This is a genomic window from Providencia sp. 2.29 (genome assembly GCF_015832305.1).
Lineage (GTDB): Bacteria > Pseudomonadota > Gammaproteobacteria > Enterobacterales > Enterobacteriaceae > Providencia > Providencia stuartii.
This window is the reverse complement of the sequence record NZ_CP065420.1, coordinates 3,237,101-3,254,935: the sequence shown is the minus strand read 5'-3', so window position 1 is coordinate 3,254,935 and position 17,835 is coordinate 3,237,101. Positions and strand designations below refer to the sequence as shown.

29 protein-coding genes are annotated in these 17,835 nt (G+C 42.2%); 25 read left to right on the top strand and 4 right to left on the bottom strand.

Annotated elements, in window-relative coordinates; genetic code table 11:
• The first annotated feature begins 4 nt into the window (after positions 1 to 4).
• From I3B46_RS15275 to I3B46_RS15250, 6 genes are read left to right on the top strand one after another with little or no spacing between them, the layout of a single operon-like run.
• Positions 5 to 217 carry a DUF7740 domain-containing protein gene (locus I3B46_RS15275; protein WP_163762123.1) on the top strand — a complete coding sequence of 71 codons (213 nt, stop codon included), beginning with the start codon at positions 5 to 7 and terminating at the stop codon, positions 215 to 217.
• Entirely contained in the window at positions 214 to 876 is a 663-nt protein-coding gene (locus tag I3B46_RS15270; RefSeq protein ID WP_196993079.1) for a metallophosphoesterase, read from the top strand. The genes I3B46_RS15275 and I3B46_RS15270 overlap by 4 nt, the downstream gene beginning before the upstream one ends.
• Positions 877 to 936: 60 nt before the next feature.
• Entirely contained in the window at positions 937 to 1,221 is a 285-nt protein-coding gene (locus I3B46_RS15265; RefSeq protein WP_196993078.1) for a hypothetical protein, read from the top strand.
• Positions 1,218 to 1,583: a RusA family crossover junction endodeoxyribonuclease gene (locus I3B46_RS15260; RefSeq protein WP_196993077.1), complete on the top strand. Its 366-nt coding sequence runs from the start codon at positions 1,218 to 1,220 to the stop codon at positions 1,581 to 1,583. The genes I3B46_RS15265 and I3B46_RS15260 overlap by 4 nt, the downstream gene beginning before the upstream one ends.
• Positions 1,573 to 1,800, top strand: a complete 228-nt coding sequence (locus I3B46_RS15255; protein WP_196993076.1) for a protein ninH — start codon at positions 1,573 to 1,575, stop codon at positions 1,798 to 1,800. Before I3B46_RS15260 ends, I3B46_RS15255 begins: the two co-directional genes overlap by 11 nt.
• Entirely contained in the window at positions 1,797 to 2,300 is a 504-nt protein-coding gene (locus tag I3B46_RS15250; RefSeq protein WP_196993075.1) for an antiterminator Q family protein, read from the top strand. The genes I3B46_RS15255 and I3B46_RS15250 overlap by 4 nt, the downstream gene beginning before the upstream one ends.
• 342 nt (positions 2,301 to 2,642) lie before the next feature.
• Here the strand turns inward: I3B46_RS15250 and I3B46_RS15245 are convergent, their stop codons facing one another.
• The 3 genes from I3B46_RS15245 to I3B46_RS15235 are packed head-to-tail and all read right to left on the bottom strand — an operon-like array spanning position 2,643 to position 3,902.
• Entirely contained in the window at positions 2,643 to 3,266 is a 624-nt protein-coding gene (locus I3B46_RS15245) for a hypothetical protein (protein WP_131728129.1), read from the bottom strand.
• The gene (locus I3B46_RS22500) at positions 3,253 to 3,429 is read right to left on the bottom strand and encodes a hypothetical protein (RefSeq protein ID WP_157849595.1); all 177 of its coding nucleotides are present in this window, start codon (positions 3,427 to 3,429) and stop codon (positions 3,253 to 3,255) included. Before I3B46_RS22500 ends, I3B46_RS15245 begins: the two co-directional genes overlap by 14 nt.
• Positions 3,423 to 3,902, bottom strand: a complete 480-nt coding sequence (locus tag I3B46_RS15235; protein ID WP_196993074.1) for a hypothetical protein — start codon at positions 3,900 to 3,902, stop codon at positions 3,423 to 3,425. Before I3B46_RS15235 ends, I3B46_RS22500 begins: the two co-directional genes overlap by 7 nt.
• 216 nt (positions 3,903 to 4,118) lie before the next feature.
• Between I3B46_RS15235 and I3B46_RS15230 the strand changes: the two genes are divergently transcribed.
• From I3B46_RS15230 to I3B46_RS15205, 6 genes are all read left to right on the top strand, one after another.
• Positions 4,119 to 4,334: a hypothetical protein gene (locus I3B46_RS15230; RefSeq protein ID WP_004918410.1), complete on the top strand. Its 216-nt coding sequence runs from the start codon at positions 4,119 to 4,121 to the stop codon at positions 4,332 to 4,334.
• Positions 4,335 to 4,555: 221 nt separating this feature from the next.
• Positions 4,556 to 5,449, top strand: coding sequence for a DUF4747 family protein (locus tag I3B46_RS15225; RefSeq protein WP_196993073.1), 894 nt, complete (start codon positions 4,556 to 4,558; stop codon positions 5,447 to 5,449).
• The gene (locus I3B46_RS15220; RefSeq protein WP_196993072.1) at positions 5,446 to 5,976 is read left to right on the top strand and encodes a hypothetical protein; all 531 of its coding nucleotides are present in this window, start codon (positions 5,446 to 5,448) and stop codon (positions 5,974 to 5,976) included. Before I3B46_RS15225 ends, I3B46_RS15220 begins: the two co-directional genes overlap by 4 nt.
• 280 nt (positions 5,977 to 6,256) lie before the next feature.
• Positions 6,257 to 6,565, top strand: coding sequence for a phage holin, lambda family (locus tag I3B46_RS15215; RefSeq protein WP_231405867.1), 309 nt, complete (start codon positions 6,257 to 6,259; stop codon positions 6,563 to 6,565).
• Complete coding sequence (locus I3B46_RS15210) at positions 6,558 to 6,974, top strand: structural protein (protein WP_196993071.1); 417 nt, start codon at positions 6,558 to 6,560, stop codon at positions 6,972 to 6,974. Before I3B46_RS15215 ends, I3B46_RS15210 begins: the two co-directional genes overlap by 8 nt.
• On the top strand, positions 6,971 to 7,423 hold the full coding sequence (locus tag I3B46_RS15205) for a lysis protein (RefSeq protein ID WP_104873302.1): 453 nt from the start codon (positions 6,971 to 6,973) through the stop codon (positions 7,421 to 7,423). The genes I3B46_RS15210 and I3B46_RS15205 overlap by 4 nt, the downstream gene beginning before the upstream one ends.
• Before the next feature lies 1 nt (position 7,424).
• Here I3B46_RS15205 and I3B46_RS15200 read toward each other — a convergent pair whose 3' ends face one another.
• On the bottom strand, positions 7,425 to 7,637 hold the full coding sequence (locus I3B46_RS15200; protein WP_104873590.1) for a HEAT repeat domain-containing protein: 213 nt from the start codon (positions 7,635 to 7,637) through the stop codon (positions 7,425 to 7,427).
• A 499-nt stretch (positions 7,638 to 8,136) separates the two neighbouring features.
• On the opposite strand from I3B46_RS15200, the gene I3B46_RS15195 reads away from it, so the two are divergent.
• The 13 genes from I3B46_RS15195 to I3B46_RS15135 all read left to right on the top strand — a co-directional run bounded on the left by I3B46_RS15195 (position 8,137) and on the right by I3B46_RS15135 (position 17,781).
• Positions 8,137 to 8,649, top strand: a complete 513-nt coding sequence (locus I3B46_RS15195; RefSeq protein ID WP_163762118.1) for a KilA-N domain-containing protein — start codon at positions 8,137 to 8,139, stop codon at positions 8,647 to 8,649.
• A gap of 157 nt (positions 8,650 to 8,806) precedes the next feature.
• Entirely contained in the window at positions 8,807 to 9,208 is a 402-nt protein-coding gene (locus tag I3B46_RS15190; RefSeq protein ID WP_196993070.1) for a DNA-packaging protein, read from the top strand.
• On the top strand, positions 9,189 to 10,430 hold the full coding sequence (locus I3B46_RS15185) for a PBSX family phage terminase large subunit (RefSeq protein WP_115113583.1): 1,242 nt from the start codon (positions 9,189 to 9,191) through the stop codon (positions 10,428 to 10,430). Before I3B46_RS15190 ends, I3B46_RS15185 begins: the two co-directional genes overlap by 20 nt.
• 9 nt (positions 10,431 to 10,439) lie before the next feature.
• On the top strand, positions 10,440 to 11,807 hold the full coding sequence (locus I3B46_RS22495) for a DUF4055 domain-containing protein (RefSeq protein ID WP_104873305.1): 1,368 nt from the start codon (positions 10,440 to 10,442) through the stop codon (positions 11,805 to 11,807).
• A complete protein-coding gene (locus I3B46_RS15175) occupies positions 11,788 to 12,897 on the top strand; it encodes a minor capsid protein (protein WP_196993069.1) in 1,110 nt (369 codons plus the stop codon). The genes I3B46_RS22495 and I3B46_RS15175 overlap by 20 nt, the downstream gene beginning before the upstream one ends.
• 367 nt (positions 12,898 to 13,264) lie before the next feature.
• A complete protein-coding gene (locus I3B46_RS15170; RefSeq protein ID WP_042116179.1) occupies positions 13,265 to 13,987 on the top strand; it encodes a hypothetical protein in 723 nt (240 codons plus the stop codon).
• Between the two features lie 3 nt (positions 13,988 to 13,990).
• The gene (locus I3B46_RS15165) at positions 13,991 to 14,983 is read left to right on the top strand and encodes a major capsid protein (protein WP_151207221.1); all 993 of its coding nucleotides are present in this window, start codon (positions 13,991 to 13,993) and stop codon (positions 14,981 to 14,983) included.
• A gap of 38 nt (positions 14,984 to 15,021) precedes the next feature.
• Positions 15,022 to 15,303: a HeH/LEM domain-containing protein gene (locus I3B46_RS15160; protein WP_196993068.1), complete on the top strand. Its 282-nt coding sequence runs from the start codon at positions 15,022 to 15,024 to the stop codon at positions 15,301 to 15,303.
• A gap of 5 nt (positions 15,304 to 15,308) precedes the next feature.
• Complete coding sequence (locus I3B46_RS15155; RefSeq protein ID WP_104873308.1) at positions 15,309 to 15,692, top strand: hypothetical protein; 384 nt, start codon at positions 15,309 to 15,311, stop codon at positions 15,690 to 15,692.
• Position 15,693: 1 nt separating this feature from the next.
• A complete protein-coding gene (locus I3B46_RS15150; protein ID WP_004916412.1) occupies positions 15,694 to 16,056 on the top strand; it encodes a hypothetical protein in 363 nt (120 codons plus the stop codon).
• The gene (locus tag I3B46_RS15145) at positions 16,056 to 16,442 is read left to right on the top strand and encodes a hypothetical protein (protein ID WP_004916411.1); all 387 of its coding nucleotides are present in this window, start codon (positions 16,056 to 16,058) and stop codon (positions 16,440 to 16,442) included. Before I3B46_RS15150 ends, I3B46_RS15145 begins: the two co-directional genes overlap by 1 nt.
• Positions 16,439 to 16,834: a phage tail terminator-like protein gene (locus tag I3B46_RS15140; RefSeq protein WP_004916408.1), complete on the top strand. Its 396-nt coding sequence runs from the start codon at positions 16,439 to 16,441 to the stop codon at positions 16,832 to 16,834. Before I3B46_RS15145 ends, I3B46_RS15140 begins: the two co-directional genes overlap by 4 nt.
• An 11-nt stretch (positions 16,835 to 16,845) precedes the next feature.
• Positions 16,846 to 17,781 carry a phage tail tube protein gene (locus tag I3B46_RS15135; RefSeq protein WP_014657902.1) on the top strand — a complete coding sequence of 312 codons (936 nt, stop codon included), beginning with the start codon at positions 16,846 to 16,848 and terminating at the stop codon, positions 17,779 to 17,781.
• Positions 17,782 to 17,835: the final 54 nt, after the last annotated feature.

The following is a 17,835-nucleotide window of genomic DNA, read 5'->3' as shown; positions in this document are numbered from 1 at the left end:
GGAAATGAAAAACGAAGCAGAAGCGTTTATGAGCGCATTAACAACGTTAAAGCTATGTTGGGCTATCCATAAGTCTAATGAAGCCGTCAGGAAGTGTGCAGGGCTATTAAAGCGCAAATTTAAAGAGCATTTAGCGTATGAAGCAATGCGGAAGATTGAAGGCAGCAGCAGCCCGATGTTGGTCATCACACTTGCAGAGTGGGAGTTAGAGAAATGACAGAAGAAAGAAACGGAATTTACCTAAGAATCGATGGTGATCAATATCGGCATATTTGGGTGGTAGGTGACATTCATGGGTGTTTTGATTTACTAAATGATAAGTTGCAACAGATTGAATTTGATAAAGAAAAAGATTTATTGATTTCAGTTGGTGACTTAATCGATAGGGGGGATCAAAACGTCGAATGCCTAGACTTGATTAATGAAAAATGGTTCAGGGCTGTGCGTGGCAATCATGAGCAAATGGCTATTGATGCTTTATTTCATGGTGTTAATGACAGGGTATGGATGGCTAATGGCGGCGCTTGGTATTTGTGGTCTGATCCAGAGCAGGAGATATTGGCTAAGCAACTCATTAAAAAGTGCGAGTCATTGCCTCTCATTATCGAAGTAAACGCCGATGGCAAAAAGACGGTCATTGCACATGCTGATTATCCATCCGATGAATACGAGTTCGGCAAGCCAGTAGATGAGCAGTATGTAATTTGGAGTCGTGAGCGTATTGGCGACGAGAGTGTGCGTGAGATTAAAGGCGCTGACCTATTTCTATTTGGTCACACACCAATGATTAAAGGCGCTGTTAGACGAGCTAACCAAGAGTACATCGATACTGGGGCAGTGTTCGGTTATGGGCTGACTATGAGGCAGATAAAATGATTAGAACCCGACACGTCATTCTATTCTTTTCGAGTGTTACTTTAGTGATGGTGTTTATGTATGGCTAGTATCTACCGCTCTAAAAAATGGCTTAAAGCCGTTTCTCAAATCGAATGCTGTGTTTTGTGTGGTCGCTATGGCACTCAGGTAGCACATAGAAACGAAGATAAGGGGATGGGGCTTAAGGTTGACGATAGCCTCACAGCAGCATTATGTCAGCACTGCCATCATGAGATTGATAACGGCAGCAAGTTGAGTCGAATTGAAAGACGTCAACTGATGGATAGGGCGATTGTTTTAACACTTAGGGAGCTAACCAGAGGGGGATTGATAGAACCATCATGAAGCAATATCACCTCAAGTTGCCGTGGCCGCCTTCAGTAAATACGTACTGGCGACACTGCAAAGGCAGGCACTATATATCATCAAAGGGTACAGGCTACCGAAAGCAAGTAACAGATTACATCAAGCAACATAACCTAGATATCAAAACCACATCTCGCATCAAGATAATCATCACTGCAAACCCTCCAGACAAACGCAAAAGAGACCTCGATAACTTGCCTAAAGCTGTTTTCGATTCGCTTACTCACGCTAATTTTTGGGATGACGACGAGCAGATAGATGATTTACGCATTAAGCGAGGCGAGAGAGTTAAGGGTGGATCCTTGGATATCACAATATGGGAGATAGAGGATGCAGGCTGAGATAACAACCATTCCAGAATTACTCATCAAAGCCAGAGGAAATCAAACTCGAGTGGCTGGCTGGATAAGCGCATCGCGAAATACAGTAAAGAAATATGCATTCGACGTAAAGGCAGAAAAGCACATCATTGTAAACAACCAGTTAATGGTTATACATCGTGGTGGAATTGGCGGGGCGATAAAAAGAAAGAGTAAAGTATTGGCGGGGGCGAGATGAGCTACATCGGAGAGAAAGAACTTACAAAGGAGCAATTCGACTGGCTTAACGGATGGCTTGAATTGTGGGGGGCTTGGGTTCACTCAGGTCGAGTAGACATGAGGAAAATTAACATCATATACAAATTCATGCAATCAGTTGACCCAAGCAAAAATCTAACACGACCGATGTGCAATGACGATGACGGAATGTTGATTTCTCAGGTCATAGATTCTGTCATCGCCATTGACAAGCAGGCTTATAAGATACTGATAAGTTACTACGTGTACGGTGCGTCAAAGCTTTCGATAGCATCTTACTACCATAACAATGCAAAACCTCGCAAAATGAACACAAGGTCAGGAGGAAAAGTAAAGGTTCCATCATTGCGAACATGCCGAAGAGAAGTTGACGAAAAACTCAAAGCTGCTCAGTGGTTATTGTATGAACCTCTTCGAAATGCAATGAATAATCGCAAACGTGTAGCTAAAGTTAGAAAAATAACTGAACTTTGCTATTGACATTAATGGACAAATGGACAATACTTATCAGGTAAGCTGCCTTAACTGTTCTTAGGTTGGCTTAACCAGATTAATAGAGCCTCACTTCGGTGGGGCTTTTTGCATTGCAAGGGTTTATATGTTTGATGAATTCGAGTGGGCATAAAAAAAGCCACCAACTTTTTGGGATGGTGGCAAAAGATTGCAAATCATGTTTATAGCTAAACCAAAAAAACTCTTGGTCGTCTTTTATTTTAACCAACCAATTTAAAAAAAGAAACAGGCTTTATCTGATGTTCTATTTATAACTGGTTGATATTATTCCGTTATGGGAATTCACATAACGCTATTTCACATGCTCGGTTATTCCGAACAACTGCGTGATTTACGCCTTCTTGTGTGAGTTCTCTCTCTTTTGAAAATGCGTTTGTAGTCATCATCAGTGTATGTGTCGTATTGTTTTCTAGCGTATAGGATTGATTGCTCATGTATAGCGCTGTTACTTTTAATCTGCTGCCAGCGTTTCTTTGCATTATAGTGCTCTTTTTTGATTTGAGACTCAGATGACCTGCATTTTTTCAGAGTCAATCTAGCTCTTTCTCTGAAAGCTGAAAGCAAAGCTGGGTCGCTATTTAGTCTATCTCTTAGTTTAGTTAAATATGATGCGCGAGTGTTTTTAAATTCTTCAGTATGTTTTATTGAATGATAGCGCTTTTTCTCTTTTTCACTATTCCTGATTTTTGCACATTTTTCGCTGCAAGTAGCAGGGATTCGTCCTGATTTATATTTTATTCTAGATCCGCATACTTCACAGATGCCACCCTTACAATAACTGCACATCAATCGACCCCTGTATGTTGGTTTTGTTATTGTGCGCGGGAACAGTTCTTCTACGCCGCAATCACAGCGGCATAGAATCTGAGAATTAGAGGAATCTTTTATTATTGTAAGCTTGCCGAACTTTTGGCCTGTTCTATCGTTTTTCATTTGATAAGTCTCGGCGAGGACTGTACAAAACGTGATTAATAACAATAAAATCTTTATTGATCCACTGCGTGACTTGCTGGGGTTTTATATCTAATTTAGATGCAAAGTCTTTCTGGCTGCCGTTGTAGTAAGTGTTTATGTATTCGATAAGTGTCATTAGCATTCAACCTCTTGCATTTCGCGGTCAACACAGTAAGCGATATAGATAACACCTTGCTCATCAGATGATTTAGCGCAGTCATAACCTAATTTGTGAGCTAAGATACCTTGATATTGCTGGATAGCCCAGTCAGCTTCACCTTCATCGTCATAGCCGTTAAACTCAAAATTACGAATGCTTGATTCGTTGCTCAGTAACTCAGCAATTTCTTCGTCAGATGCTTCGATTTCTAAATCGTCGCGAACTAGCTCAATAACTTGCTGAACAGCTTGCTCCGCAATGTCATGATGAGAGAAAAAAGATTCAACGTCGATTATGTTATTTACTTCTAAATTGTACTGATAGTTACACTCACCAGCTAAGTTATACTCATTTCCTTCAGCAGCGAAGAACAGACAGCCTTTTAAGAATAAAGCGTATGGGCTTCTCGCTTTTACTTCAGTGATTCTTTCTGCGCTTGCGTGAGTGATGATCATTTTGCCTTCCTCTGCCTTGTTGGTATGAATATATAATAAAGCGTTTTACTTTATAAATAAAGCGTTTTACTTTATATTTATATGTTTAATTTGAAGTAAGTCACATTTAATAGGTCGCCTAGTGCGGCCTTTTTCGTATACAGCCACCGCAAATCACTATCAACATGTTTAATTACTGCAATTTTGCGACGGGCTATCTATTTAAGAGAGGTAGTTATGAGCAATCAAAATGAAGGTGAATTTTTAGGCGTTATTGTCACTAATGGTAATTTAAGCCTAGAAGAACGAGTAACAGCATTAGAGCTTGCATCACATCAACAAGGCGAGGTTATCTCCACCTTAAGCGATAGAATGGGTAAATCGCCAGAAGGTGGAGATGATGTTATTTTTGTAGATAAATTAACAGCACCTCCAATGAAGCTCCGTTCTTAGTAATTACAATTGAACAAACTTACCTTGTTCTTGAGCATTCCCTAATTATTCCAAGGGGTATTGCAAGGCCTTTTCCATGCATTGCTTTGGTTTATCAAGATAATTTACCTTAATCTTGTGATCAACTTATCAATACAGAGTACATTAGGTTCCTTATAACCTTATAGTTACTTTAGTATTAATGATATATAACCAATTCACCCCCGAAGGAACAGAGCCTTATGGCTAGAAACAAAAAGCTTGTATATGGAGCATTAAATATAACTATTCACCCTCACTCCCCTCAAAAATACGTTGAATTATTTAAAGATACCTTCAGGTTAGCCAAAACAGTTAACTTAGGCGGCGATGTTTATGCGATATTAAAGTTTTTTTCAAAAACCGCAGGTAGTACATCTGACACTGATCCATATGAGGGTGAGATTTTAAAATATATGGATATTAGTAAAGATAGTGACTGGTATAGTATTGCTACAAATGAGTTAGCAACAGATGAAGAAAAAGAAAAAATAGTCATACCTGAGCACCTTAAGCCTAACGCCTCAAGGTTTTCGTTTGTTTTTCTTCCGGAAGCTCATTTACTGGTGTATGAAGCTCGCTATAATAATAAGAACCTTTCTCATATACAGATAGAAAAATTTTTTAATTCGTTATTTTCAGAAGATAAAATAGTAGATAAATATGGAGTTGTTAACGTTACAAGCCTTACTGCCCCCGATGAGGTTGAACGAATGCTATCTTTGCAAGGAATAAAAAAAATAACCATGGTCACTCGAAGGCCAAATCCGGATGATATTCATAATGCAGAGCAGGAGTTTAAAGAAAGACTTAAACGGATCAATGCAATCGAAGAAGAAAAAACTTTTAAAGCAGATAGAGATGGCGACATTACTCCAGATCAAGAATTGAAAGTAGAAGCTCTGATTGCATCCCGTAATGGTAAGGTAACGATTAAAAGGCAAGATCATGAGGGCTTTTCAGAGGAGCTATCGAGCTCTGACAAACCATTGAAAGGGTATGAGATTTACGACCCGAATGATACACTGCCAATTAATGTTCTTCTAGATAAAGCAAAATCAATTTATGATGATTTTAGACAATGGCTTACTAAATGATAGATGTAATAAAGAGATACTGGTCAATCTATGGTGGTTTTTCAGCGCTATTTAAAAGTAGTTACTTTTATCTGGCTCTTATCTTTACTGCTATATTATATCCAGCCTGGTCAAAGTCGGGGTGGTGGGGTGACATTCTATCACTACTACCTAACTTACTCGGTTTTTCTCTTGGTGGATTGGCTATTTTGCTTGCGGTAGGTGATGATGGCTTTAAAAAGCTTATAGCGGGAAGTGGGAATAATAGCAATCCATCTCCGTACATGGAGGCGTGCACTGCTTTTGTCCATTTTATATTTTTGCAAATAATTGCGATTCTTATAGCGCTATTAGCTAAAACTTACGGAACCATTCTCCCCGGATTATGGTACAAACCAGTGCTCTTGATGTTAAGTTACTTTGGCTATTTCATATTCATTTATTCTGTTTTTTGCACACTGGCAGCTGTTTTTGCCGTATTTAGGGTTGCTGACTGGTTTGATGAATACATAACAGTATTTAATTCAAATAATAAAGATAAAAAATAGCATTTAATTTAATCGTTTCAAAAAGCATTACATTAATGTGCCACTTGTATTTTTTCATTTTAATTATCCCCTAAAAAAATTCGGTTATGTATAAAATCACGACTGTATGACCGAGAGAACCATGGATTTCAAGTTATCTAGCATAAATTAACTCAAGGTCTCTATTAGGGGGCGTTTTTATTACCTAAATTCCAATTAACTTCATTAATCTAAATCCGGCTACCTGCTGGTGGCTTTCTATTAACTAATTCCTCCAGTAAAGGGGGTGAGTATGGATCATATGAAAGAAAACCCCGAGTTCTGGGATAACGTATTTCAAATTATTGCTGCTCATAAGGAGCAAGGTATTAGCGCATCACTAGCAACAGGCATGGCGATTCTACGCGGCAAGTACAACGGCGGCGGTTGGAAGAAGACGCTATTTGATGGCGCTATGTGTGCACTATTTGCATGGTTTGTAAAAGACCTCTTAACGCTACTTGGTCTTAACCATGAGTTGGCTTACCTAGCGAGCGTCTTCATTGGGTATGTCGGCGTGGATGGTCTGAGTAAAATTATTAAAGGCAGGGCGGGGGTGGACAATGACTAAGCAAGCGCGAGGCATTCGCAATAACAACCCTGGTAACATTGATTACAACAAAGCCAATAATTGGAAAGGGCAATTGCCGCATGACCCAAGTATTGAACCTCGCTTCTGTCGATTCGAAAGCCCTGTTTATGGTATTCGTGCATTGATGGCACTACTTCGTACCTACCAGCGTAAGTACGGGTTAAAAACCGTATCAGGCTTGATTAACCGATGGGCGCCGACAAATGAAAACAACACTAGCGCATATATTAACGGTGTAGCTAAAGAGTTGGGTGTATCGACTGCTGATGTTATCAGTCTTGATGATAAGTCAACCGCAATTAAACTGGCCAAGGCAATCATTCGTCATGAAAACGGCTCACAACCGTATGATGAGGCTACGTTCGAAAAGGCGTGGGGGTTATTGTGAACAGCTTAAAATCATGGCTCCCCGTTCTGTTGTGGGGAGGGTTGTGTATTGCTTTGTTCTTTTCGACTAAAGAAATGATTGAGCTTGGTAAAGAGAATGAAGGCCTAAAGAAAGAAAATAGCTCCCTCATTGCTGGAATGGCAGACTACGAAAAGCGCATCAACTCCCTTCATGAACTCGACACCAAACACACAACGGAACTCACAAATGCAAAAGCTGAAATTGATAAGCTTCGTGATGCTGTTCGCTCTGGTCGTAAGCGGGTGTACATCCGAGCCAGTTGTCCGAAAGGCGAAACCAATTCAACCTCCGGCATGGATGATGCAACCACCGCCAGACCTACTGACTCCGCTGTCAGAAATTATTGGTTACTCAGAAACAGAATTGCAGAGTCAGAGCAGATGATTAAGGGGTTGCAAGACTACATCAGAACGGAGTGTTTACAATAAGTTAAAAGAATTCTGCAAGCTTACTTAAGGCTTTTATGGCTGAAATTGCCACATCCTTATTGGGGTCCTTGCACAACTCAATAAGCCTAGAAATAGCAGTTTGCTGTTCAATCGTTGCCTTGTAATCTCCGAGAGCGGTGATTGCGGCTATTTTAACATCGTCATTACCTCTATTTGTTAATTCAACGAGTGTATGAATTATATTATTTTCCATATAACTTACCTTCAAATCCATATTTGATTTCTCATTTTGATATATTAAATGGAATTAAAGAATATTTTCATTTATTTATTGAGCGCTAAATGAAATTAATTGTTATTTTAACTCGGAATATGCTTGGAATCTAACTTAAACGGGTAATGGATGTCACAGTGCTGGGATTTAGTTAAAGCAATGTGGGGGCTTGAACAACAACGACAGGTGATGAAATAAAAAAAAGCCCACACAGCGTTGGGCTAAGCTCATTTGTTGAACTAATGAATATCACATTAAATGTAGTTGACGCATTCAAAATATGCAAGCGAATAATGAGCCTCTGAGAAGTCAGGGGTTTTTATTCGCATTTCACCCTGTGCACCACATGCACACACATCTAAAAACATCGAACCGTTATTTAGGAATGAGCCTTTGAGGAGATCAGTTATAGCTGGTGCTGCTTCGATGGGCTGATTTCCTATGTGGCAAGGGTTCATTACTAAGTAAGGATAGCACCATGAAAGAATTATCAGTTTTTAACACACCAGTAAGAGTTGGCGATGATGGTTATATCTCAATCACCGATATTTGGAAGGCAGCAAAAGCAGCAGGAATGAAAGTGGATAACTTACGACCTGTTGATTTCCTTAGAAGCTCAGTAACTCAGTCATTTATCAATGAGTTAGTAAAAGGTGGAAATTCTACACCTTTTATAATCTCCAAAGGTCGAAACGGTGGAACGTTCGCAACTAAGTTCCTAGCTTATGAATATGCTGGATATATAGACCCTGCGTTCAAGGTTGGCGTTTACACGGTTCTGGATAAATACTTCTCTGGTGAGTTAATTTCGGTTGCTAGCTTTATGGCAGAAGCGAACATGGCTGCGTATGTCTACAATCAAGAGGCTGCGATAGTTAGTGATTGTGGTAGAACAATGAATTATTGGGGGCGCGGTGGCAGAAAAGCTCACTTGCTACACAAAAAGCAAGAAGCAGAAAACAAACTACAAATCGCATTGGATTATAAGTAGGTCGCTCAGCGGCCTTTTTTATTTTAGAAAATTCTACAAACGTCATTCATAGAGTGGCGTTTATAGAGATTTATATAGGTTTTTGTTACTGGCGGTCTCGGGATTTACGAGGCATATATGAAAACAGCCAGTGGATTGTTCTAATTGAGGTTAATTAATGGCGACTAAAACAAAAATGGGTCGTCCAAGTAAATTTGCAGAGAGTTTAGTTAAAGCAAAAGAATACTTAATGGGCGGATATGAAACGGTTGGTGATGTTGTACCAAGTGTGGCTGGTCTAGCCTGTTATTTAGGCGTTAGCCGGTCAACGGTTCAGCAATATGCCAAAGAAAATGAAGACTTTTCGGGCACGTTAGAATCTATAAAAACGTTACAGGAAAATAGACTGATAAATAAAGGCCTGATTGGTGAGTTTAATCCAACGATAACTAAGCTAATGCTGGCCAATCATGGTTACAGTGAGAAGCAGGAAGTGGATCACAAGTCATCTGATAGCTCAATGTCACCAACAAAAATAGTTTTAGTTGCTGGGGGTAGCAATGACGGTAGCGAGGATTGAAATTCCACCTAAACTGGTTCCAGTTTTCGAGAACGAAGGTGTTCGATACCGTGGCGCATATGGTGGGCGAGGTTCTGCAAAGACGAGAACTTTTGCACTAATGACGGCTATCCGTGGCTACATGGCTGCAAAGAATGGGCAGTCTGGGGTGATACTTTGCGCTCGTGAGTACATGAACTCACTTGAAGAATCCTCGATGGAAGAAGTTAAACAGGCTATCAGGTCTGTGCCTTGGCTAAATGATTTCTACGAGCTTGGTGAGAAATACATTCGCACTAAGTGCCGCTCAGTTAGCTATGTTTTTGCAGGGTTGCGACATAACTTAGATAGCATCAAATCCAAGGCGAGAATATTAATCGCTTGGGTGGATGAGGCTGAATCCGTGTCAGAGACGGCATGGACGAAACTGACCCCCACTGTTCGTGAAGCTGGTTCTGAAATATGGGTGACATGGAACCCTGAGAAAGATGGCAGTGCAACAGACAAGCGATTTAGAAAGGAGCAACCCGATAACGCTATCGTGGTTGAGATGAACTACGATGATAACCCGTGGTTTCCTTCCGTGTTAGAAGAAGAGCGCCTGAATGACCAAGCTAGACTAGATGCCGCTACTTATGCGTGGATATGGGAAGGAGCTTACCTTGAAAACTCCGATAAGCAAGTATTAGCCAATAAATACGTTGTTCAATCATTCCCTGATGACCTGTGGAAGCAAGCAGATAGATTACTGTTCGGTGCCGACTTTGGTTTTGCGAAAGACCCTAACACGCTTATTCGCATGTTTATCTTGGATGACTGCCTGTACATCGAGCGCGAGGCTTACGGTGTAGGCGTTGAACTTGACCACATGCCAGCTTTTTACGATGAAATACCCGAAGCTCGTAAGTGGCCCATCAAAGCTGACTCCGCAAGACCGGAAACAATCAGCTATTTAAAGCGACAGGGATTTAATATTTCAGCCGCTAAAAAGTGGCAGGGCAGCGTAGAAGATGGCATCACATACTTGCGTGGTTTCAAGCAAATTATCATTCATCCTCGCTGTAAAGAAACAGCAAAAGAAGCCCGCCTCTACTCATACAAAACAGACCGCATCACTGGTGAAGTGCTTCCCGTCATTGAGGATGCGTATAACCACTGTTGGGATGCGGTTAGGTATGGTCTGGATGGGTATATCACGCAGACGCAAGGGTTTAAGCGGCGTAGAATCGCTGGCATGATTTGAGGGCAGAAAATGGCTGTTACAGACAAACATCCGCAATACTTGGCGGCTAAAAAAAGCTGGCAGATTATGCAAGACGCAATTGCTGGCGAAGAAAAAATAAAGGAGTCGGGGGAAACTTATTTGCCCAAATCGGCTGGCATGGTTGAGGCTGAAAGGCTAGGAGATAGCGGGAAGAAAATATACGCTGGCTATGTAAACAGAGCGCAATATCCATTGTGGGTGCAAGATTCTCTCAGGACGATGATAGGGTTGGTTTCTAAGCTGAATCCTGAAATCAGAATACCAAACAAACAGTTGCAGGGGGTGGAGGAGAACGCAACTAGCGATGGATTTGGGTTAAAGCAGCTTTTCATTCGTGTGGTGCGTAATCTTCTTGTGTATGGGCGCTGTGGTTTGCTCATCGACGTTGATAAGGATGGGGTTCCTTATTTCGCATTGTATGACGCACTTTCAATTACAAATTGGAAAGAAAATAGTGTTGGCGGGCGAAAAGACCTAAACCTTGTTGTGTTAGAAGAGCAATTTAACAACAGTGAAGATAAGTTCGGGCATGATACAAAAACGGTTTATCGCGTGTTAGAGCTGGTGAATGGCAAGCTGGCTATAAGCCTTCACGATGGTGACTCTATAGATGACAGGACGCCCAGATTAGGCAAAGACTTGCTTAACTTTATCCCGTTCATCTTCTGTGGGACAACAGATAACACCTCCGAGGTTGGCTCAGTTCCATTACTTACTATGGCAAAGGCGGCTTTAAAGTCATATCAGCTAAGTGCGGATTATTATCAATCGCTTCATCATACTGCACACCCTCAGCCTTGGGTCTCGGGTTTAGGTGATGGCGATCATATAACTATTACAGGCGTGATGGCAGCATGGGATTTACCGAAGGACGCGCAATGTGGGTATTTGGAAATTACTGGTGTTGGCATCGATAAGACCAAGGCTGAGATGGACGCGCAAAAAAATGCGGCATTAGAGGCCGGTGCCAAGGTTATTGACACTAAAGCTCAGGAGTCAGGGGAAGCTAGGCGCGCAAGACAAAATGACCAACATGCTAGCTTGCATAGCATGGTGATGTGCGCAGCGGAAGCAGTCGAGCAAGGCTTGAAGTGCATGGCAATATGGCTCAATTTTAATCCCGATGACTATGCATTTACTGTAAAACCAGATTTCAATAATGCTACTTATGATATCGATTTGACAAGACAGCTTTATGAAGGTGCTCTTGCAGGTAAAATATCATTCCAAACTTACTGGGAGTACATTGGTACAGGCAAGTTGCCAGACATTGACTATAAAGAGGAGTTATTAAGGGTTGAAGCTGAAAATGATGGCACTGTGACTGAGGTAATTTATGAGCGGACAGGGGCTTAATTTAGCGTTTCTTAACGCAATCACTCGGCATCAGGCTTACCTATATCGCGCATCATCCTATAATATTAATGAAATACTTAGAGGGTTTAATGTCGTTTCTGGCGATATGCTCAATCAGTTGCGAAATTACCTCGAAAATTTAAGCGAGTATGAGCTTGTTGCTTTGAGTGGCGGCAAGTATACGACGCCGGAGTTGCGGAAAATTCGCGATTTGATTAAGAGCTGGCGAGACTCAGTGCATGAAGAGGTTCGGCAGGGTGTGTCAACAGGCGCGGTCACATTGTCAGCTTATGAAGCGGCCTATACAGCATCACTGGCAGGTGAGCAACTAACTAAATCGATATCAGGCGAAAGGCTTTATTCCAAAGCTAAAAATATCCCCATGTCTGGCGGCGCTCTAGTCGATGAGCTTTTTTCGAAAATCGCAGATGACACAAAACAGCGTGTTGAATATGCAATACGTAGCGGAATAACCAACGGAGATACGACTCAGCAGATTGTACAGCGCATTAAAGGCACTAAGCGGCTCAACTATCAAGATGGAATATTAAACGTGACAAGGAGCGCTATAGAGCGTGATGTGCGAACAATACGAAGTCATGTAAGTAACCAGGTGGTTGAAGATACTTTTTCACAACTCGGTTACGACTATCTAAAAGTAGTTGCAACGCTGGATGGCAGAACGAGTAAATTGTGCGCCTCGAAAGATGGAGAGGTTTATCACAAGAGTGATTCATTCTCTCGCCCACCGTATCACCCTAACTGCCGCACAATCTTGGTTGGCTGTGATAAGGATGGGAATTTAATCGGTAGGCGCCCATTTGTCGCAGACACAAGGCCTGTTCGAAATATACCAAAGAGTGAGCGAGAGGGTATTATTGGTCAAGTGAACTCTAATACTAATTATTCATCGTGGTTCAGCGGCCAATCACCTAGCTTTCAAAGAGAGTGGTTAGGGAAAAGTCGCTATGAGCTTTACAAAAAAGGCGGCTATGACATTGACCGATTCGTTGACCCACAAGGCAAGATGTACACACTCAATCAATTAAAACTATTGGATAAGCAGACGTTCGAGGAACTCGGTTTGTAGGTTGACTTTAGTGTGAGGGACGTTATTATAGCGAGGCTATGAATATGCTTAAAGGCACTATTGAGATAACCAAAGGTTAGAAAATAGGGTTTCATGCATCCCTTTTGAGTAAAAAATATTAATAAATCTGATTTAATGCTGATTGCGACTTTTTACATATAAATCCTAATTGGGTGATTGTATGTTTAAGTCGCTTTTTTTTATTTTAAATATCTAATCAGGAAGTCATCTAGCACTAACCTCAGCGTTGCTAGACAGCTACCATTAACACAAAGACTCCTAACGGGGTCTTTTTTTTATGTCTAAATTCGGCTTAGGGCTGAGTTAATTCAACGCGCTAGGCGCATTCAATCCCAAGGGGAATCACATGGAAATTGATTTAAGTCATCCAGAAATTCAAGCGGCTATTAAAGCCGCTGTTGATGAGCAAGTAGAAGGACTCAAAGCTAAGCGCGATGAGTTGCTAGGTGCAAATAAAGATCTGAAATCCGAGCTAGAAATGCTCAAGGGGCAGCTGGACGGGGTAGATCTGAAAGCAGTTAAAGAGTTGTTAGCGAAGGCCACTATGGATGAGGAGTCTAGATTAATTGCCGAAGGCAAATTAGATGAAGTCATTCAAAAGCGTACTGAGCGCTTACGTGATGACTATGACAGCAAGTTGGCTGCTGAAAAGGAACGAGCTGATAGGGCTGAGAATTACGCGAATAAGTTTCGTCAATCCGTGGTTCGCAGTCACATTATGCAAGCGGCAGTCGAAAGCGGTGTTCTGAAAGAAGCGACAGGCGACATTGCATTCTTGGCTCAATCTCAGTTTACCCTCGATGATAATGGTAATGCCGTGGCACTTGACGAACATGGAGAAGTGATCATCGGCAAGGATGGTAAAACACCATTAACACCTAAAGAGTGGGTAGAGACTATTCGCGAAACCAAGCCGTACTTCTGGCCTGTGGCTCAAGGCTCTGGTGCTCAAGGCTCTGGCTATTCAGGCGGTAAAAAATGGGATGACTACACAGAAGCTGAGCGGGCAAGTTTGGCGCGTACAAACCCCGATGCTTTTAAACAATTACAGAAAACACAAGGGAAATAATATATGGCAACAACGCAATTAAGTGATGTTTTTATTGGTGAATATTATCAGGCTATTGAGCCAGTTAACTCACCGGAAAAGACGGCTGTTTATCAGTCGGGGATAGTGACGCGAAATGCCGCACTTGATGCAATCGCGAGTAATGGTCAAGGAACAGCAGAAATTAACTACTGGAATGATCTTGATGCCGATGAGGCGCCTAATGTATCAACAGATAACCCAGACCAGAAAGGTAAAGTTGGGAAGGCGACACAAAGCACAATGCAAGCTCGCACGATGTATCTTAACAAGGGGTATGGGGTTGCTGATTTAACAGCAGAACTGGCAAATAGCGAACCTATGCAACATATCCGAAATCGATTTGGTAAGTATTGGGAGCGTCAGTGGCAGCGCTATTTACTGAGTGCAGCGCGAGGGGTCATTGCATCAAATATTGCTAATGATAACGGTGACATGGTGATTGATGCTGGAGCGACAATCTCAGCGTCTGCTTTCCAAGATGCGGCCTATACAGCAGGTGATATGGCCGATCAGTTTTCAGCGATGGGGGTGCACTCCGCAGTAATGAATCAGATGGTGAAGCAAAACCTCATTGAGTATCTCAAGGACTCTGAGGGGCGCATTATTTTACCTACATATCTGGGGCGTCCTATTTTTATGGATGACGGCTTGACTTATGGCAAGGGGCAGTATCTGTCACTCATCTTTGGAGCAGGAGCTTTTGGGTATGGCGAAGGTGCGCCATCAACACCGGTTGAATTACAGCGCTTGCCGGATGGCGGCAATGGTGCAGGTGCGGAGGTGCTATGGGAGCGTAAAACATACATCCTTCATCCAGCCGGTCACTCTTGGGTTGGCGGTAAAAGCATCAATGAATCCCCAACTTACACCGACTACGCTAATCCTGCAAATTGGGTTCGCGTATTTGACCGTAAATTAGTGCCCTTTGCCGCGGTTATCAGTGGCTCAGAAACAGGCGGAACTGAGGGGGAGTAATATTACGCAGGGCTTAGGTCCTGCTTTTAGAGGTGGATATGAAAGTAATTTATACTAAAGAGGTCGGGCGGGAAGACGGTATCTGTTATCGCAGTCAGTTTTTGGGCGTTATCCATAGTGCTACAGAAGTCGTCATCGACGGTGATTTTGATGATGCTGTGAAAGCCTACACTAACGCTGGTGTTAAGGTTTCATTTGTAAAGCAAGATGACCTCTCAAGTAAGACTGCTGATGAACTCAAAGATCTTCTTGCTGAAAAAGGCATTGAGTTCAATGCTAAGGCAAAAAAGGCTGATTTACTCGCACTTCTTCAGGGGTAGTAATCATGGGCTTTATTACTGAACAGGAAGTGGCGCAAGCGCTAGGCGACATTTGGAGCAATCAATCGGAAAGCGATAAAGCCCGTTTGTTGTCGCAGAGTGAGGCGTATTTAATTGCAAGAAACGTCAGGCCTTATGATGACGCTGATGATGTGCCAGCGCCATTAAAGCTTGCGTCATATGAAATCATTAAAGGGGTCATCAATAAACAACTTTACCAAGGCCAAGCTCAGGAATTAAAGGCCAAAACGGTCAAAGGTGGCTCAGTCGAGGTGAGTAAGACTTATCAAGATGGCAGTTATGAACTGAATGCGACAGAGCAATACATCCAAGACTTAATAAAGCCCTACTCAAAGCGCCGCAGCGTTGTTTTTTTGAAGAGGGTGTAATATGAGGTCAGAAATACAAAAAGAGCTAGCAGAGGCATTTGATAGCGATTTAGCTGATGCGGTAAAAACGTTTACTGGCTCGTATGTTATCGAGGGTGATGATTGGGATCCGGTTACTGAAACGGGTAATGATATCACTGTCGAATATACAGGCCGTGGCATTCTGGATAATTACAATCTCAATTGTATTGATGGGGTGAATATCTTAAATAGTGACACACTGTTAATTGCTTTAGCAAATGAGGTCACAGATAAGCCTGATATTGACCATAAAATCACGATTGATGGCGTTAGCTACAAGGTTATTTCTGTTCAAGTCGATCCAGTGGGCGCTCACTATGACATTCAATTAAGGAGGTCTTAATGGCGAGATCTGGTTGGCGAACACCGCCTAATCTATTTTCTCAAATTGTCACTTCTGATGTTGGTCAGGAAATGAAACAGACAGCCGGAGCAATATTACAAGCAGTCGTGCTGGGATCTCCGGTAGATAAAGGTGCATTTCGCGGCAACCATCGAGTCAGTGAAATGATACCCGATTATCAGTTTGACGAGAAAAAACAAGACAAATCGGGCAATGAAACGCTTAGTGTTGGGTTGGCAACAATAAGGAAATCAAGGCCGTTCACTGTTCTTTACATTCAAAACAATCTGCCATATTCCGTGGCTCTTGAGCAGGGGCACTCAGGGCAAGCCCCAAAAGGTGTGTATTCAGTCGCTTTTGAGACAGCGTTGTTAAATAGACGATGACATTAACAGAAATCAGAAATGCTATCATTTCACGAATGACAGCGCAGACTGCTATTGCCAAAAAAGATGTAACATATCAAAACGATAAGCCATTTGACGCAGCCGGAAAGTCGGTATGGGCAAGGCTTACTATCAAGCATGGTCTATCAAGCGCACAAGAAATCGGAAGCGGGCCTATCGTTCATCGAACTGGCGTAGCGTTTATTCAGATATTTGTACCTCTTGGCACTGGCACCCTTCTCATTACACAAACAGCAGATAAGCTCAGAGAGTTGTTTGAAAATCAAACAGATGGTCGCTTGGATTACTTTTCAGTGTCTGCTGACGAGATTGGTGATGAGGGTCATGGCTGGTATCAGTTCAATCTATCAATTCCATTTCGAGCAATTTAAAGGAGGCCTCTGTGAGTTCAGGAGCCAAGGTCATCACGGCCTTTATTCGTGAGACAACAACGGGTGTCACTCCAACAAGTGGCAAGTGGGATTTATTAACGCGCACAAGTTATGGCGTAAAACCCACACAAAATACGTCTGATAATGACGAGATAGGCGGGTCACGTATGGCTCAGGGTAAGTCTCTCACAACAGTAGATGTGGGTGGCGATGTTGGTGCCAAGTTCCGCTATGGCCAACATGACGATTTTCTAGCGTCTTGTTTCGGTGCAGAGTGGGTTAACGATACACTGACTATGGGTAATTCCCGCATCACTTTTTCATTGGCAACTTACGCCTCTGATATTGGTGTCGCATCAATCGCTCGTGGATGTCAGGTTGGTGCAATGCAAATTGAGACCCCCGCTGATGGTGATGTGACAGTCACAATTACCTTTGCTGGTTTGGGGTTTGAGTCAAAAGGAGATTATACCCAATACCACACTGACCCTATTGATAATGCTGGCAAATTGCGGTACAGCTTCAAAGAAGTCACTAACCTTAAACTGAATGGTATTCAAGGCGGTAATGGATTCTGTGTTGATTCATTTAGTTTGAACTTTGACAACAATATGCAAGTTCAGCGCTGTATTGGCACTGGAACACCATTTGCGGGGGCTAATATCCCAACCACATTTACTCCATCCGGAAGCATCACGCTCTCTTGGTCTAAAGCTGCTTGGGAGATTTGGAAGAAAACTTTAACTGGTGAAACCATCCCGTTTGAGTTCACTTTGCAAAATGCGGAAGGGGGTTATACGTTTTTATTCCCAGCTGTACAGGTTGACGGTGATTGGCCGGATGGTGGCAATACGGACATTATTCAGGTTCAACTTAATATCACAGCAGCAGATACCCCGCCTACAATTACGCGCATTCCGCCTGTGACCAATGGCGATGAAGAGTAACTATCTACTATCTAGCCCGTTAATTCGGGCTTTTTATTACACCAAGGTAAATCA